General features: G+C 63.6%; 13 protein-coding genes. 6 read left to right on the top strand and 7 right to left on the bottom strand.

The window, feature by feature from the left end:
- Positions 1–65: 65 nt before the first annotated feature.
- Positions 66–1,622, bottom strand: a complete 1,557-nt coding sequence (locus tag ACFR99_RS01790) for an acyl CoA:acetate/3-ketoacid CoA transferase (RefSeq protein WP_390283793.1) — start codon at positions 1,620–1,622, stop codon at positions 66–68.
- 136 nt (positions 1,623–1,758) lie between these two features.
- Between ACFR99_RS01790 and ACFR99_RS01785 the strand changes: the two genes are divergently transcribed.
- Positions 1,759–2,883 carry an acyl-CoA dehydrogenase family protein gene (locus ACFR99_RS01785; RefSeq protein ID WP_390283791.1) on the top strand — a complete coding sequence of 375 codons (1,125 nt, stop codon included), beginning with the start codon at positions 1,759–1,761 and terminating at the stop codon, positions 2,881–2,883.
- A gap of 9 nt (positions 2,884–2,892) precedes the next feature.
- Here the strand turns inward: ACFR99_RS01785 and ACFR99_RS01780 are convergent, their stop codons facing one another.
- Positions 2,893–3,756 (bottom strand): 3-hydroxyacyl-CoA dehydrogenase family protein, encoded by an 864-nt coding sequence (locus ACFR99_RS01780; protein WP_390283789.1) that lies wholly within the window; start codon positions 3,754–3,756, stop codon positions 2,893–2,895.
- Between the two features lie 129 nt (positions 3,757–3,885).
- Here ACFR99_RS01780 and ACFR99_RS01775 point away from each other — a divergent pair, with 129 nt between their 5' ends.
- Together ACFR99_RS01775 and ACFR99_RS01770 are read left to right on the top strand one after the other, a co-directional pair.
- Positions 3,886–5,055 carry a thiolase C-terminal domain-containing protein gene (locus ACFR99_RS01775; protein ID WP_390283787.1) on the top strand — a complete coding sequence of 390 codons (1,170 nt, stop codon included), beginning with the start codon at positions 3,886–3,888 and terminating at the stop codon, positions 5,053–5,055.
- Between the two features lie 58 nt (positions 5,056–5,113).
- Positions 5,114–5,500 (top strand): Zn-ribbon domain-containing OB-fold protein, encoded by a 387-nt coding sequence (locus tag ACFR99_RS01770; RefSeq protein ID WP_390283785.1) that lies wholly within the window; start codon positions 5,114–5,116, stop codon positions 5,498–5,500.
- Between the two features lie 48 nt (positions 5,501–5,548).
- Here the strand turns inward: ACFR99_RS01770 and ACFR99_RS01765 are convergent, their stop codons facing one another.
- Positions 5,549–7,186, bottom strand: a complete 1,638-nt coding sequence (locus ACFR99_RS01765) for an acyl-CoA synthetase (protein WP_390283783.1) — start codon at positions 7,184–7,186, stop codon at positions 5,549–5,551.
- A 170-nt stretch (positions 7,187–7,356) separates the two neighbouring features.
- On the opposite strand from ACFR99_RS01765, the gene ACFR99_RS01760 reads away from it, so the two are divergent.
- Positions 7,357–9,054 (top strand): acyl-CoA mutase large subunit family protein, encoded by a 1,698-nt coding sequence (locus ACFR99_RS01760; protein WP_390283781.1) that lies wholly within the window; start codon positions 7,357–7,359, stop codon positions 9,052–9,054.
- 12 nt (positions 9,055–9,066) lie between these two features.
- Here the strand turns inward: ACFR99_RS01760 and ACFR99_RS01755 are convergent, their stop codons facing one another.
- The gene (locus ACFR99_RS01755) at positions 9,067–9,573 is read right to left on the bottom strand and encodes a GNAT family N-acetyltransferase (protein ID WP_390283779.1); all 507 of its coding nucleotides are present in this window, start codon (positions 9,571–9,573) and stop codon (positions 9,067–9,069) included.
- 115 nt (positions 9,574–9,688) lie between these two features.
- On the opposite strand from ACFR99_RS01755, the gene ACFR99_RS01750 reads away from it, so the two are divergent.
- On the top strand, positions 9,689–10,105 hold the full coding sequence (locus ACFR99_RS01750; RefSeq protein WP_390283777.1) for a cobalamin B12-binding domain-containing protein: 417 nt from the start codon (positions 9,689–9,691) through the stop codon (positions 10,103–10,105).
- Between the two features lie 596 nt (positions 10,106–10,701).
- Here the strand turns inward: ACFR99_RS01750 and ACFR99_RS01745 are convergent.
- A complete protein-coding gene (locus ACFR99_RS01745; protein ID WP_390283775.1) occupies positions 10,702–11,352 on the bottom strand; it encodes a dienelactone hydrolase family protein in 651 nt (216 codons plus the stop codon).
- 161 nt (positions 11,353–11,513) lie between these two features.
- Here ACFR99_RS01745 and ACFR99_RS01740 point away from each other — a divergent pair, with 161 nt between their 5' ends.
- Positions 11,514–12,992 carry an AMP phosphorylase gene (locus tag ACFR99_RS01740; protein WP_390283773.1) on the top strand — a complete coding sequence of 493 codons (1,479 nt, stop codon included), beginning with the start codon at positions 11,514–11,516 and terminating at the stop codon, positions 12,990–12,992.
- 18 nt (positions 12,993–13,010) lie between these two features.
- Here ACFR99_RS01740 and ACFR99_RS01735 read toward each other — a convergent pair whose 3' ends face one another.
- Complete coding sequence (locus ACFR99_RS01735) at positions 13,011–13,469, bottom strand: universal stress protein (protein WP_390283771.1); 459 nt, start codon at positions 13,467–13,469, stop codon at positions 13,011–13,013.
- A 59-nt stretch (positions 13,470–13,528) separates the two neighbouring features.
- Positions 13,529–14,329, bottom strand: coding sequence for an ABC transporter permease (locus ACFR99_RS01730; protein ID WP_390283769.1), 801 nt, complete (start codon positions 14,327–14,329; stop codon positions 13,529–13,531).
- Between the last annotated feature and the right edge of the window lie 70 nt (positions 14,330–14,399).

Here is a 14,399-nt window from a genome sequence, read left to right as displayed (position 1 = left end):
TCGGTGCGGTTGCTTAATCGTTCCTGCTCCGGCGCTCCAGGGGCGACAGCCCCGCAGGGCACAGCTTAGACCGCGTCGGTCAGGTCGAGCGGCTCGTCGGCAAAGAGTGCAGGGGACATCTCCGCGAGGTCCTCGGCCACGAGCGGCTCGAAACCCATCGGGTCGATGACGTCGTCCTCGACGTCAATGCCGGGTGCGACTTCCGTGAGCTCGAGTCCGTCCGGAGTGAGCTCAAAGACGGCGCGTTCGGTCACGTAGACGATCGGCTGGTCGATTTCGACGGCGTACTCGCCGCTGAAGGTGATCTGCTCGACCGAGTCGACGAACTTCGAGCTCGTCCCCTCACTCTCGATCGAGAGTTCGCCGTCGCCGGCCTCGATCTCGAGGCCGTCGGTCGTCAAGGTGCCACAGAAGACGACCTTCTCGGCGTTCTGGGTGATGTTGATGAAGCCACCACAGCCGGGCAGCTGCGAGCCGAATCGGCTGACGTTGATGTTGCCCATCGCGTCGGCCTGTGCCATCCCCAGAAAGCCCATGTCGAGGCCGCCGCCGTCGTAAAAGTCGAACTGCTGGGTCGAGGAGACCAGCGCTTCGTGGTTGACCGCGGTCCCGAAGCTGATGTCGCCGGAGGCAGCGCCGCCGACCGGCCCCGACTCGACGGTCTGGGTGATCTCGTCGTCGACGCCGCCCTCGGCCGCGACGACCGGGACGAGTTCCGGGACACCAACGCCGAGGTTGATGACCGAATCCGGCTCGAGTTCCATCGCGGCACGCCGGGCGATGATGGTTCGCACGTCGAGTGGGAGCGGCTCGCGCTCGTCGTCGGTCGGCTGTTTGATCTCGCCGCTGTAGGCAGGATTGTAGTCTTCCGCGTACGTCTGCTGGTGGTGACTCGGCGGCGCTTCGACGACGGAATCGACCAGCACGCCGGGGACGGCCACGTCGCGCGCGGTGAGCGTGCCCGACTCCGTGACGCGCTCGACCTGGGCGATCACGGTGCCGCCGGAGTTGTGGGCGGCCTGGGCCATCGCTAGCACGTTCGAGTCGAGGGCTTCCCGCTCCATGGTGATGTTACCGTTCTCGTCGGCCGTCGTCCCCCGGATGATCGCCACGTCGATCGGTACCGAGTGATAGAAGAGGTACTCCTCGCCGTCGACGGTCATGAGCTCGACGATGTCCTCGTCGGTGACGTCGTTGGCCTTCGCGCCGTCCTGACGCGGATCGACGAACGTCCCCAGCCCGACGTGGCTGATCGTGCCGGGCTTGCCCGCAGCAGTGTCCCGGAGCATGTGGTCCATCGCGCCGAAAGGCAGGTTGTAGGCTTTGATTTCGTTGTCGACGATTTTCTCCATCAGGTCGGGCGTAAAGCCCCAGTGGCTCGCGATCGTGCACTCGAGCATCCCGTCCTGGACCAGATGCGAGAGTCCACTGCCCTGTCGGTCCCCCTCTGCAGCGGGATGATAGAGCGTGAGATCGCGAGGATGGCCCGTGTCGGCGTAGCGTTCGCCGAGTGCCTCGAGTACGTACTCCGGAATCCCGACGGCGACGAAGCCGCCGACGCCAACCGTATCGCCGTCGTCGATACGCTCGACTGCTGCCTCTCTTGACTGCCGAACTGTCATATGTACCCTTCTCGAGAGGCGCTATTTTTAGCTATCTATCTGTGACACACCGCGGTCTCGAGCGGTAACGCCGGCATCGGCGGCGGTTGCATAACGGAATCGCACGCTTTACTACCCCGCTCTCGAACACTCCGGTATGGAGCTGACAGCCGAGCAGCAACTGATACAGGACACCGTCCGCGATTTCGTCGAGAAAGAAGTCGCCGAGACGGTCGACGAGCACGACGAGGCCCAGACGTTTCCGGAGGACGTCTGGGATGGACTCGCGGAGCTCGACCTGACCGGCCTCACGGTCCCTGAGGAGTATGGCGGGTTCGACGCCGACGAAGTGACTTACAGCATCGTCAACGAGGAACTGGCGCGGGGCCACCTGGCGGTCGCGACGGCACTGTCGGTGCACTGCCTGGCTACGTCGTGTATCCGTCAGTTCGGCACCGACGAGCACAGAGACGAGTGGCTGCCGGAGATGGTCGACGGCCGGCCGGTCGGTGCCTTCGCGCTCTCGGAACCCGACGCCGGTTCGAATCCGGCAGAGATGAGTACTGAAGCACGGCTCGAGGACGGCGAGTACGTCATCAACGGGAAGAAACAGTGGATCACGAACGGCAAGCGCGCGGGCGTCGTCATCCTATTCGCGAAGACCGACCGCGACGACCCCGATACCGTGACGCAGTTTTTGGTTCCCAAGGACACGCCGGGACTCGAGGTCGGCAAAAAAGAGGACAAGCTCGGGCTGCGCGCCAGCGACACCACGACGCTCATCTTCGACGACGTGCGGATCCCCGAAGAGAACCGCCTGACGGAGGTCGGTGACGGGCTCAAAGCCGCGTTCTCGATCCTGACCGGTGGCCGGATCGCGATCGCCAGCCAGGCGGTCGGCGTCGCCCAGGCGGCCCTCGACGCTGCCGTGAGCTACGCCAACGAGCGCGAGCAGTTCGGCGAGCCGATCATAAACCATCAGGCGATTGCCCACAAGCTCGCGGACATGCAGACGAACGTCCAGGCCGCACGCCTGCTGACCCGCGACGCTGCTCGCAAAAATGACGACGGGCTCGATCCGCAGGCGGCGAGCATGGCGAAGTACTTCGCCAGCGAGACGGCCGTCGACGTTGCTGACGAGGCGGTGCAGGTCCACGGCGGCTACGGCTACACCAAGGACTTCGACGTCGAGCGCTACTACCGCGACGCCAAGATCACCACGATCTACGAGGGAACCTCTGAAATACAGAAGGAGGTTATCTCACGGCACTTAGGCGAGTAGGACGAGTCGTTACTCGTAGTCGTAGAAGCCTTTCCCCGTCTTCTTGCCGAGTTCGCCGGCCTCAACTTTGCGTTTGAGGAGGTAGGCCGGCTTGTAGCGGTCGCCTAACTCCTCGTGGAGCGTCTCGGAGGCGTGCAGACAGATGTCGAGACCGATGTGGTCGGCCAGCGTCAGCGGCCCCATCGGAACGTTCGTGCCCAGTTCCATCCCCGCGTCGATGTCCTCTTTCGTCGCGACGCCTTCGTCGTAGGCCCGGATGCCCTCGTTGATCCAGGGCATCAGGATGCGGTTGGTGACGAAGCCCGGCTTGTCGTCGGACTCCCAGGTCGTCTTCCCCAGGTCTTCGGCGAAGGCATGGGCCAGCTCGGTGACCTCGTCGGCCGTCTTCTCGCCGGTGACGATTTCGACGCCCTCCATCACGGGCACCGGGTTCATGAAGTGCAGGCCGATGACATCCGCGGCCCGCTCGGTCGCGCTCGCGATCGAGGTGATCGAGAGCGTGCTCGTGTTCGTCGCGAGGACGGCGTCGTCCCGACAGATTTCATCGAGGTCGGCGAAGATGTCGCGTTTGACCTCGAGGTCCTCGAGCGCGGCCTCGACGACGATGTCACAGTCCGCGAGGTCGTCGAGGGCGGTCGTGCCGGTGATCCGGTCGCGAGCCGCGTCGGCCTCGTCTTCGGTGAGTGCGTCCCTGTTGACGAGTCGGCCGAGACTGTCGTCGATCGTTTCGAAGCCGCTGTCGACGAACTCCTGTTCGATGTCGCGCATCACGACGTCGTATCCGGCCGTCGCGGCGACCTGTGCGATACCACTGCCCATCGTGCCGGCGCCGACGACGCCGACACGGTCGATCGTCTCTACGTTTGCTACCATCACTCGGTGGTGGTCGGACTGTCGTAGTAAATGTCCCGACTCTCGTCAGTCGTCGAGACGACATGTGCAGCGTCGGTCGCCGTCCGACACAGCTATACCGTGTCGACTGATATGTAGTGCTGGTAGCTAATGTCGCAGGTACGTCTCGCCGGAACAGGCATGACTTCGTTTGGATCGCATCCCGATCGGACGGGCAGGGACATGTTCGCGGAGGCCGGCCTCGCCGCCCTCGAGGACGCGGGAGTCCCAGCTGCGGACGTCGACGAACTCTTCTATGGCAACTTCGTCGGCACCCTCTCCGAAGAGCAGGGCCATCAGGGGCCACTCATGGCGGAGGCACTCGGCACGACCGCCCCTTCCCGACGGGTCGAAAGCGCCTGTGCCTCGAGCGGGGTCGCGGTTCGTGACGCCGTTCGCGCGATCAGAAGCGGCGAGGCCGACGTCGTCGTCGCTGGCGGCATGGAGCGGATGACGAACATGGGCACGGCCGGAGCGACGAAAGGACTGGCCGGCGCGGCCGACGACCTCTACGAGGTCCGGTCGGGCGTTACCTTCCCCGGCGCGTACGCGCTGATGGCACGGGCCTACTTCGACGAGTATGGCGGGACCCACGAGGATCTAGCCCACATCGCGGTCAAAAACCACGACAACGCGCTCGTCAACGACCACGCCCACCTCCAGCAGGAGATCACGGTCGAGGAGGCACTCGGTGCGCCCGAGATCGCGTCCCCGTTTACCCTGTACGACGCCTGTCCGATCAGCGACGGTGCGTCCGCGCTCGTGTTGACGTCCCCGGCCTATGCCGAGGAACACGACCTCGAGGCCAACGTCGCAATCACGGGAGCCGGCCACGGCGGCGATACGATGGCGCTGCACGACCGACAGTCGCTCTCGCGGACGCCCGCGACCCGGGAGGCCGCCGAGGCGGCCTACGACGACGCCGATATCGAGCCCAGCGACATCTCCCTCGTTGAGGTCCACGACTGCTTTACCATCGCCGAGGTCCTCGCACTCGAGGCGCTCGGGCTCTACAGCTATGGCGAGGCGATCGGGGCCGCCCGCCGCGGCGAGACGCGCCGCGATGGTGACCTGCCGGTGAACCTCTCCGGCGGCTTGAAAGCGAAGGGCCATCCCGTGGGCGCGACCGGGGCCGCACAGGTAGCGGCCGTGGCCACGCTGCTCGACGGAACCCATCCGCGTGCCGACGCCGTCGACGACGACGCGACGGTCGGCGTCGCCCAGAACGCGGGTGGCACGGTCGCCAGTGCGACTGTTCACGTTCTGGAGGTGATCGCATGAACGAACGAAGTGCTGTGAGTGCGATGACGCCAGCGCACGCGCTGGAGGTGATCGAACAATGAGCGACGTGACCAACGGCGAGTACGACGCGTTCCTCGAGGCGCTTGCGGACGGCGAGGGCTACTACCTCGCCTGCGAGAACGAACACGGCCTGCTCCCGCCACGGCGTTCCTGTCCCCACTGTGGCGACCGCGACCTCGCACAGCGTGACCTGCCAGCGTCCGGCGAGATCGTTACGCACACGACCGTGTTCGTCCCGACGCCACAGTTCGAGGACGACGCGCCCTACGTCACCGCCGTCGTCGACTTCGACGGTGTCCGGCTCACGGGGATCGTGCGGGGCATCGATCAGAACGATGTCGAAATCGGTGACCGCGTCACCCCGACTGTCGAACCCAACGAGACGGACGGCGAGCGGACCATCGTCTTCCACCCGGCAGAATAACGGGACAGAACTGCAGCAAAAACTGCACTCGAGCGGCCGACGGCCCGGCTACAGGCCGTGTTTCTGTTGCTCTTCTTGCCGGAGTTCGACGCGGCGGATCTTCCCACTCGAGGTCTTGGGGAGTTCGTCGGTGAACTCGATCCGACGGGGATACTTGTAGGGAGCCGTCTCCTCTTTCATGAAGTCCTGTAGCTCGTCTTTTAGGTTGTCACTGCCCTCGTAGCCATCGGCGAGGATCACGTAGGCTTTGACGACGCTGCCGCGTTCCTCGTGTGGGCTGTCGACGACGGCGGCCTCGGCGACGGCGTCGTGGCTGACGAGCGCGTCCTCGACCTCGAAGGGGCCGATCCGGTAGCCCGAGGAGATGATGATGTCGTCGGCTCGACCCTCGAAGAAGAAGTAGCCGTCCTCGTCGCGGGAGGCGAGGTCGCCCGTGCGGTAGTACTCCCCGGAGAGTTTCGCTTCGTCGAGCTCCGGTTTCTCGTAGTAGCCGTCGAAGATCGCCGGCGAGTCGACCGGGACGGCGATCTCGCCGATCTCGCCGGCCTCGACCTCTTCCTCGTCGTCGACGTCGATGATCGTCGTGCCGACGCCGGGCGTCGGCTTGCCCATGCTGCCGGGCTTGACGTCGATGCCGGGGTAGTTCGTCACGAGCGCGACGGTCTCGGTCTGGCCGTAGCCGTCACGCGGAGTTACCCCCCAGGCGTCCTGAATGCGATCGATCGGCTCGCGGTTGAGCGGTTCGCCCGCCGAAAGCGCGTCGTTCAGCTGGACGTCGTATTCCTCGAGATCGGCGTTGGCGAACATCCGGTACTGGGTCGGGACGGCACAGAGCTTGGTGACGCCCTCGGCTTCGAGGATCTCGAGGAAGGCGTCGGGTTCGAACTCGCCGTCGTAGATGAGTTGGGTCGCCCCTGTTGTCAGGCCGACCCCGACCGGGCTCCAGAACCACTTCGCCCAGCCCGTCCCCGTGGTGGCCCACAGCAGTTCGTCATCGAGATCCGTCTCCTCGTCGACGCCCCACCAGTAGGGGGCGTTGATCCGGTTGAAGCAGTACTGCCAGCGGTGTTTGTGCAGGACCGGCTTGGGCTGGCCGGTCGTCCCGCTGGTGTAGTTGATCGTCATCGAGTCCTCGGCCGTCAGCTCGGGGCCATCGTAGTCGGTCGACCCGTCGGCCATGACGGCCGCGACCGTCGTCCACCCGTCGCCCTGCAGGTCGTCTTCGGAACCGTCGAGGACGATGACCCGCTCGAGTGGCGTCTCCTCGAGAATCGGCTCGACCATGTCGGTCAGCGATTCGTGGACGACGATGCTCGTCGCGTTGCAGTCGTTCGCCCGGAACTCGATGTCCTTCGAGCGCAGCATCGACGAGCAGGGAACCAACAGCGAGCCGGTCGCCAGCGCCCCGAGTTGCACCGCGAAGGCGTCGGGGTGGCGCGGGAACAGGTGCATGATCCGGTCGCCCTCGCCGACGCCGAGGGACTCGAGTCCGTTGGCAAACCGGTTCATGTCGTCCCGGATGTCGGCGTACGTCCGTTCCTCGCGGGTCCCTTCATCGTCGAGGAATCGGACGGCGACGCGATCGCCGACCGACTCGGCGTGGTCCGCGACGACCGACGTGATCGCGTACGAGTCCGGGATTGCCCACTCGAAGTCCGCCACTTCTGTGGTGTAATTGACACCCATACCCTGGTAATCAGAACTCTCCATCTTGAATCTTTTGTTACTATTGTTAATTCTTCTCACGAGGAGTGACCCCATCCAACATACGTTGTTGCCGACTATCGATTCTGCGGCGGCCTGCCGTATGCTGACGGGGGCAAAACTTTAGAAGAGTTGCATCTATACGCTAGACAATGTTCGACGAGCAAGAGCTGGCAGAGATCTCCCAGCAACGGGAGTCGTGGGAAGACGAGACGCTCGAGCCGTTTTTGGAGCACGGGGAACGCAAAGAGCAGTTCGCGACGGTTTCGAACCACGAGGTCGACCGCCTCTACACGCCTGAGGACATCGCCGATCTCGACTTCGACGAGGACCTCGGCTTCCCCGGCGAGCCGCCGTATACGCGGGGGCCGTACCCGACGATGTATCGCGGGCGCACGTGGACGATGCGTCAGTTCGCCGGCTTCGGGACCGCCGAGGAGACCAACGAACGGTTTCACTACCTGATCGACGAGGGCCAGACCGGCCTCTCGACGGCCTTCGATATGCCGTCGCTGATGGGGATCGATTCTGACCACCCGATGAGCGAGGGCGAAGTCGGCAAGGAGGGTGTCGCCGTCGACACGCTCCGGGACATGGAGGTACTGTTCGACGGGATCGACATCGGCGAGGTCTCGACCTCGTTTACGATCAACCCCTCCGCGGCGGTCATCTACGCGATGTACATCGCGCTGGCCGATCAGCAGGGTGTCCCCCGTAACGAAGTCAGGGGAACGCTCCAGAACGACATGCTCAAGGAGTTCATCGCGCAGAAGGAGTGGGTGATTCCCCCGGAACCCTCCCTCGAGATCGTCACCGATACGATCGAGTTCGCCGTCGAGGAGACGCCGAAGTTCCACCCGGTTTCGATTTCGGGCTATCACATCCGCGAGGCCGGTTCAACCGCGGCCCAGGAGGCCGCGTTCACGCTCGCCGACGGCTTCGCCTACGTCGAGGACTGTCTGGATCGTGGGCTCGACGTCGACGAGTTCGGCCCACTGCTGTCGTTTTTCTTCAACTCACACAACTCGATCTTCGAGGAGGTCGCGAAGTTCCGGGCCTCGCGTCGCGTCTACGCTCGCGTGATGGAAGACTGGTACGGCGCAGAACAGCCCGAATCGAAGCGCATGAAGTTCCACACCCAGACGGCGGGCCAGTCGCTGACGGCCCAGCAGCCCTTGAACAACATCGTCCGGGTGACGATCCAGGCACTGGCCGGCGTCTTCGGCGGCACCCAGTCGCTACACACCAACAGCTTCGACGAGGCGCTGGCGCTGCCAAGCGAAAAGGCCGTCCGCGTCGCCCTGCGTACCCAGCAGATCATCGCCGAGGAATCCGGCGCGGCAGACATCGTCGATCCACTGGGCGGCTCCTTTGCCATCGAGAAACTCACCAACGAGATGGAAGCCGAGATCATGGACTATCTCGAGGAGATCAAGGAGATGGGCGACGGCTCGATCCGCGACGGCGTGCTCAACGGCATCGATCAGGGCTACTATCACCGTGAAATCCAGGAAGCGAGCTACGAGTACCAGCAACGCGTCGAACGCGGCGAGGAAGTCGTCGTCGGCGTCAACGAGTACACCATCGAGGAAGACACCTCGCCGGAGCTATTACACGTCGACGAGACGACGCGCGACCGCCAACTCGAGCGCTTGGAACAGGTCAAAGCCGATCGCGACGACGAAGAAGTCGACGCCACGCTCGAGGCCCTGTCGGACGCGATCGAACGCGACGAGAACGTCATGCCCTCCATCGTCGACGCCGTCAAGGCCTACGCGACGATGGGCGAGATCATGCAGGTCTTCGAAGACCACCACGGCGCCTATCGAGAGGAGATCAGCCCAGTCTGATACAGCCTTCCGTCACTGTGTCTTGAATTCGCGCTCGAGGACGTACGTGCGTTCTTCGTAGCTCTCCGCGCCGATCTGGACCGACTCGGTTGCCGTGTGTTCGAAGCCAAAGCTCCGGTAGAACTCGTTGCCGACGTCGTTTGCCGCGAGGACCATCGCCCTGATTCGCTCGACGCCCTGTTCGAACAGTCGGTCACGGGTCGCTGTCAGGAGGTCGCTCCCGATCCCCTCACCGCGATGGTCGGGGTCGACGTACAGTCGGAGGATCGTCCCTGTGTGTTCGTCCGGCTCGAACGTAGCGTGGGCGAACCCGACGACCGAGCCGTCTCGCTCGGCGACCAGCATGAGCGCCTGCGACCAGATGATCGAGTCGCGAATCAACGCCTCGGTGTACCAGTCGTCGACCCCTTCCTGAATCGATTCACGACTCAGAATATCTGGATAGTCTGCTTCCCATGAGGTGTGGGCTACGCGTTGGATCGCGTCGACGTCGTCGGTCGTCGCGTCGCGGATTGACATATGGTGTCATCCATCTATCCGAGATTAATTCTTTCCCCGGACGGGACCGCGGTTTCGACGGCCGAAACTGTCTGACTCCGATAGAATCATACTTCTCCTCTTCGAACCGCGGTCCATGAGTACCGAGAACGATGAGCGGACGATTCGGTGTATGGTAGCGAAAGTCGGTCTCGACGGCCACGACCGTGGCGCACACGTCATCTCTCGAGCGTTCCGTGACGCCGGCTTCGAAGTCATCTACTCCGGGCTGCACAAGGCACCCGACGACATCGTTCAGGCCGCAGTCCAGGAGGACATCGACGTCCTCGGCATCTCGATTCTGTCCGGGGCCCACAACACGCTCGTACCGAAAATCATGGACGGCTTAGAAGAGTACGGCGCGAAAGACGACACACTCGTGCTCGTCGGGGGCGTCATCCCAGAGGAAGACCGCGACGATCTCAAAGAAGCAGGTGCGGCGGCGATCTTCGGTCCCGGAACGTCGATCGAGGAGACGATCGAGTTCGTCCGCGAGAACGTTCCCGACCGATAAGCGCGACTATCGGTCGATCGTGAAATAATGGGAAGTCTATGACTTCCGAAACCTACCAGAAGACAGTGATATATGGAGATACGTCGTTTATCAAATATGTTTTTATATGGATGGTTGGGTCCATCGGCGACCATCTTCGGGCGTCAAGTCCGCAGTGACGTTCTGAAACTCGTGACTTCCCGGGTATATGCTCTAAAACGCCGCTTGTAACTACTAGCTTCCGGACCGCGTTGAATAGCGGACGACTTCGAAACCATATTTCGACGCTCGAGGACCGAATCATTCATTCTTCACAGAAAGCTGAATAGTATTCGAAATAGATCGTTACAGCGACCTGTTCCGTGAACAGTCGGTTAGGACGACTCGAGCATCGCCACTCGAGACCACGTCAGTATCCGATATCGATGGCACAAGTGCGGTGGGGGGTGTCTGTCCCGCCACCGCGGGTTGGTTTCGCAGGCGACAGCGCGTGGGATCGACCCACAGAATATATTATTCGACTACGGTAATGAAAACAGTGGCACGACTATCGAAAGGAGTCCGATAGCCGGGCGGACGCGAGATCGTACACGAGGCAGTCCCTCGACGACCGGTCGTCAGCCGCTGTGTGGCGCTTGCAGGTGTGTCTCGAACCAGTCGGCCGCTACCTCGGCGACTTCCTCGAGTTGGCCCGGCCCCTCGAAGAGGTGGCCTGCACCCTCGACGACGTGCAGTTCGGTTTCGCAGGTGAGCGCGTCGGCGGCGTCGCGATTCAGGTCGAGTACCTGCGTGTCGTTGCCGCCGACGATGAGCAACACGGGGGCCGTCACGTCCTCGAGGACCGGCGACGCGAGGTCGACGCGGCCACCGCGGGAGACGACGGCGTCGATGTCGGTCGTGTCGCAGGCGGCCCCTCGCAAGGCCGACGCGGCACCGGTACTCGAGCCGAAGTAGCCGTACCGGAGCGATGCAGTCTCGGGGCGGTCCCGCAGCCACTCGGTGACCGCGACGAGTCGGTCGGTCAACAGCGGAATGTCGAACCGGTTTTCGCGCGTCTGATCCTCGGCTTCGGTGAGCAGGTCGAACAGCAGCGTCCCCAGTCCCCGTTCTCGGATCACGTCGGCGACGTAGTTGTTGCGCGGGCTCTTCCGGCTGCTCCCGCTCCCGTGGGCGAAGACCACGAGTCCGCTCGCCCCCTCGGGGACGATGAGTTCCCCCTCGAGTTCGACATCGTCGACCGGAATGGACACGAGGTTCGATTCGGACATACCTCGAGAATCGACGCCCGCTGTCTTAGTAGCGCCACCCACTGATCACTCGACAGGACTGTGTCGTGTTACCGTCGATCATTGACGGCGACCCGCCACGTGCAGGCGCTCGAGAACCGGCCCCTATCGTTTTGCCAGCACGGAGCGTGCGATACGGACGAATGCGTCTCGAGACTACTCCGATCGACATCGGAACGAGTCGCCCGCTCGTTCTGTTGAACACTGCCGATGCGAACGAACTCGGTGCACACCCGCTCGATCGGCTCCGGATCGACGAAAACGGCACGACGACGACGGGGATCGTCAAAGTGACCGACGAACTGGTCGAACAGGGCGTCCTCGGCGTGACCGAGCCGCTACACTACGTTCGCGGTCCCGTCGACGTGACCCTTGCCGGAACGCCCCGATCGGTCCAGTACGTCCGCAAGAAGTTGAACGACATCGAACTCGAGAGCCACGAACTCAAGGCGATCGTCCAGGACATCCACGAGAACCGGCTGTCGGACATCGAGTTGAGCGCGTACGTCTCGGGGGTTTACGCGAATGGACTCTCTCTCCAGGAGACCAAACACCTCACGCGGGCGATGACCGACATCGGCCAGCAACTCTCGTGGGAGACGCCGGTCGTCGCCGACAAACACTCGATCGGCGGTGTGGCGGGCAACTGCGTCACGCCGATCGTCGTCTCGATCGTCGCGGCGGCCGGCCTGACGATGCCCAAGACCTCCTCGCGTGCCGTCACCTCGCCGGCCGGGACCGCAGATGTCGTGGAGGTCTTTTGTGACGTGGAGTTTACCATGGACGAGATCGAGTCGATCGTGGCGGAGACGAACGGCTGTCTCGTGTGGGGCGGCGGCGTCGACCTCTCGCCGGTCGACGACGCGATCATCCGCGCCGAGAACCCGCTGTCGATCGACCCACCGGGGCAACTCATGGCATCGGTGCTCTCGAAAAAGCGCAGCGCCGGCTCGACGCACGTCGTGATCGACATCCCCTACGGCGAGGGCGCGAAAGTCGAGAGCCTCGCCGACGCTCGCGAACTCGCCGACGACGTCAAGCGCGTCGGCGCTCACCTCGACGTGGCGGTCACCTGTGCGATCACCCACGGCACGGAGCCGATCGGGCGCGGTATCGGCCCTCTCCTCGAGGCCCGGGATGTCCTCGCCGTCCTGCACGGAAACGGACCGGAGTCGCTCCGTCTCAAGTCGGTCCGGCTGGCCGAGATGCTCCTCGCACATTGCGGCGTCGACGCGTCGGCTGCCGACATCCTCGAGTCGGGGCAGGCGCTCGATCGATTCCGGCGCATCGTCGCGGCACAGGGTGGCGATCCGGACGTCGAACCCGCCGATTTGGAGCCGGGGTCCGAATCGACTACCGTACAGGCCGACCGGTCGGGCGTCGTGACGAGCGTCGACAACAGAGGACTCTGTGAGCTCGCGCGGCGAGCAGGGGCACCGAAGGATACGCGCGCCGGCCTCGTGATCCACAAATCGACGACCGATCCGGTCGACACTGGCGACGATCTCTATACGATCTACGCCGAGACGGCGAGCAAACGCTCCGCGGCGGAGTCGCTAGCCGAGCGACTCGAGCCGATCCGGGTCCGGAGCAAGACTGACGCGCTCGTCGAACAGCGGTGAGCTACTCCACGATGGTCATCAGGTCTCTGGCCCGCGAACCACGCTGACGCTCACCGGCGAACGGCGGACGACCAGTTCGGCGACGCTCCCGAGCAAGGTTCGGCTCGTCTCGGAGCGGCCGTGGCTCCCGATGACGATCTCGTCGATGTCGTTCGCTTCAGCGTAGTCGACGATTTCGCGTGCCGGGTCGCCGACTGCCGATTCAGTCGTGATCTCGCCGTCGGCGTCGGCGGCCAGCTCGCGTGCCTCGTCGAAGAGCTGTGCTTCGACCTCGTGGGCACGGTCGTACCAGTCTTTGGACCCGTGGAGTGGTTCGTTTCGCACGTCGACATCGATGACGGAACTGTAGCCGGGATCGGTCGGGTCGATCACGTGTAGCACGACGACGGAGACGTCGTCGTATTCGTCGAACGCGTATTCGAGTGCACGTTTGGACAGCGGTGAGCCGTCGAACGGGACGAGGAGATTCTGTGGCATCGTCACTCCGTGCTACCCCCAGTCTCAAAAGAGTATTCCGAGTCGCCGGATGTGGTCTGTCAGCCGGAAAGATCGCGTCGCTCGAAGAATTCGCTACTCGCAACGACGAGGACGACGACGGCGATCACGAGGAGTGATAGATCCGGCCACGCAATCTCGCCGTCGACGAGAATCGCGCCCGGATCGAAGTAGCGTGAGAAGGCGATGTCGCCGAGCCACTCATACTCGGTGTCGAACGTAAACGTATCGAGCAAGAACAGCCCGAAGACGGCTCCTGCTCCCACGGTCTGTGCCCGACGGACGGAATCGAACGCGACCGAGGCGACCAGTCCGACGCCGGCACAGGCGAGCAAGTACGCAATCGAGTACGCGTGGACGGCAAACAGACGGGGCGCAGAAATCGATTCGTCGATGAGTTCCACGCCGAGATAGACCGCCAGGAAAGTAATCGCGTTGACGAGGAGCAGTCCCGGGATGAGTGACAGAAGCTTCGCGACGACGAACCGTGTGCGCGAGACTGGTAGCGACAGCGTCATCTCTGCCGTGCCGCGTTCGACTTCACTGGCGACCGTCGATGCGGCGGCGTACGCATAATAAATCGCGAGCAGCAACACCCAGCCGAACTGATAGAGCTGCGAAACGAGATACCCCTCGATCGTCGTCAGCGTCGTCACGCTCCCCACGAACGCCCGCGTCGCTTCCGGCGGCAACGACTCGAGATAAGCGTCGAAATCGACACCCGTCTCCTCGATCGACGGAAAGAGCGCGACCGTGAGGACGATCAACGCGATCAGCGCACCGGCGAGCAACAGCGATCCGCGGAGCCGACGGCCGGCCTCGAACGAGGTCATCTCGAGCATGCGGCGTCGAACCGTCGGGTATAGATGCGTGACAGCGGCTTATAGGTGCAGGACCGTCGGATGAGACGGC

The organism is Haloarchaeobius amylolyticus (assembly GCF_042678045.1).
Lineage (GTDB): Archaea > Halobacteriota > Halobacteria > Halobacteriales > Natrialbaceae > Natrinema > Natrinema amylolyticus_A.
Note: the sequence above shows the minus strand (reverse complement) of the source record. Positions and strands in the feature narration are given on the sequence as shown.

Bases quoted from the DNA above. Each gene is read 5' to 3' on its own strand.
- ACFR99_RS01755 (WP_390283779.1), bottom strand. From the start codon at position 9,573: ATGTCAATCCGCGACGCGACGACCGACGACGTCGACGCGATCCAACGC.
- ACFR99_RS01775 (WP_390283787.1), top strand. From the start codon at position 3,886: ATGTCGCAGGTACGTCTCGCCGGAACAGGCATGACTTCGTTTGGATCG.
- ACFR99_RS01750 (WP_390283777.1), top strand. From the start codon at position 9,689: ATGAGTACCGAGAACGATGAGCGGACGATTCGGTGTATGGTAGCGAAA.
- ACFR99_RS01765 (WP_390283783.1), bottom strand. From the start codon at position 7,186: ATGGGTGTCAATTACACCACAGAAGTGGCGGACTTCGAGTGGGCAATC.
- ACFR99_RS01740 (WP_390283773.1), top strand. From the start codon at position 11,514: ATGCGTCTCGAGACTACTCCGATCGACATCGGAACGAGTCGCCCGCTC.
- ACFR99_RS01760 (WP_390283781.1), top strand. From the start codon at position 7,357: ATGTTCGACGAGCAAGAGCTGGCAGAGATCTCCCAGCAACGGGAGTCG.
- ACFR99_RS01790 (WP_390283793.1), bottom strand. From the start codon at position 1,622: ATGACAGTTCGGCAGTCAAGAGAGGCAGCAGTCGAGCGTATCGACGAC.
- ACFR99_RS01730 (WP_390283769.1), bottom strand. From the start codon at position 14,329: ATGCTCGAGATGACCTCGTTCGAGGCCGGCCGTCGGCTCCGCGGATCG.
- ACFR99_RS01770 (WP_390283785.1), top strand. From the start codon at position 5,114: ATGAGCGACGTGACCAACGGCGAGTACGACGCGTTCCTCGAGGCGCTT.
- ACFR99_RS01745 (WP_390283775.1), bottom strand. From the start codon at position 11,352: ATGTCCGAATCGAACCTCGTGTCCATTCCGGTCGACGATGTCGAACTC.
- ACFR99_RS01780 (WP_390283789.1), bottom strand. From the start codon at position 3,756: ATGGTAGCAAACGTAGAGACGATCGACCGTGTCGGCGTCGTCGGCGCC.
- ACFR99_RS01735 (WP_390283771.1), bottom strand. From the start codon at position 13,469: ATGCCACAGAATCTCCTCGTCCCGTTCGACGGCTCACCGCTGTCCAAA.
- ACFR99_RS01785 (WP_390283791.1), top strand. From the start codon at position 1,759: ATGGAGCTGACAGCCGAGCAGCAACTGATACAGGACACCGTCCGCGAT.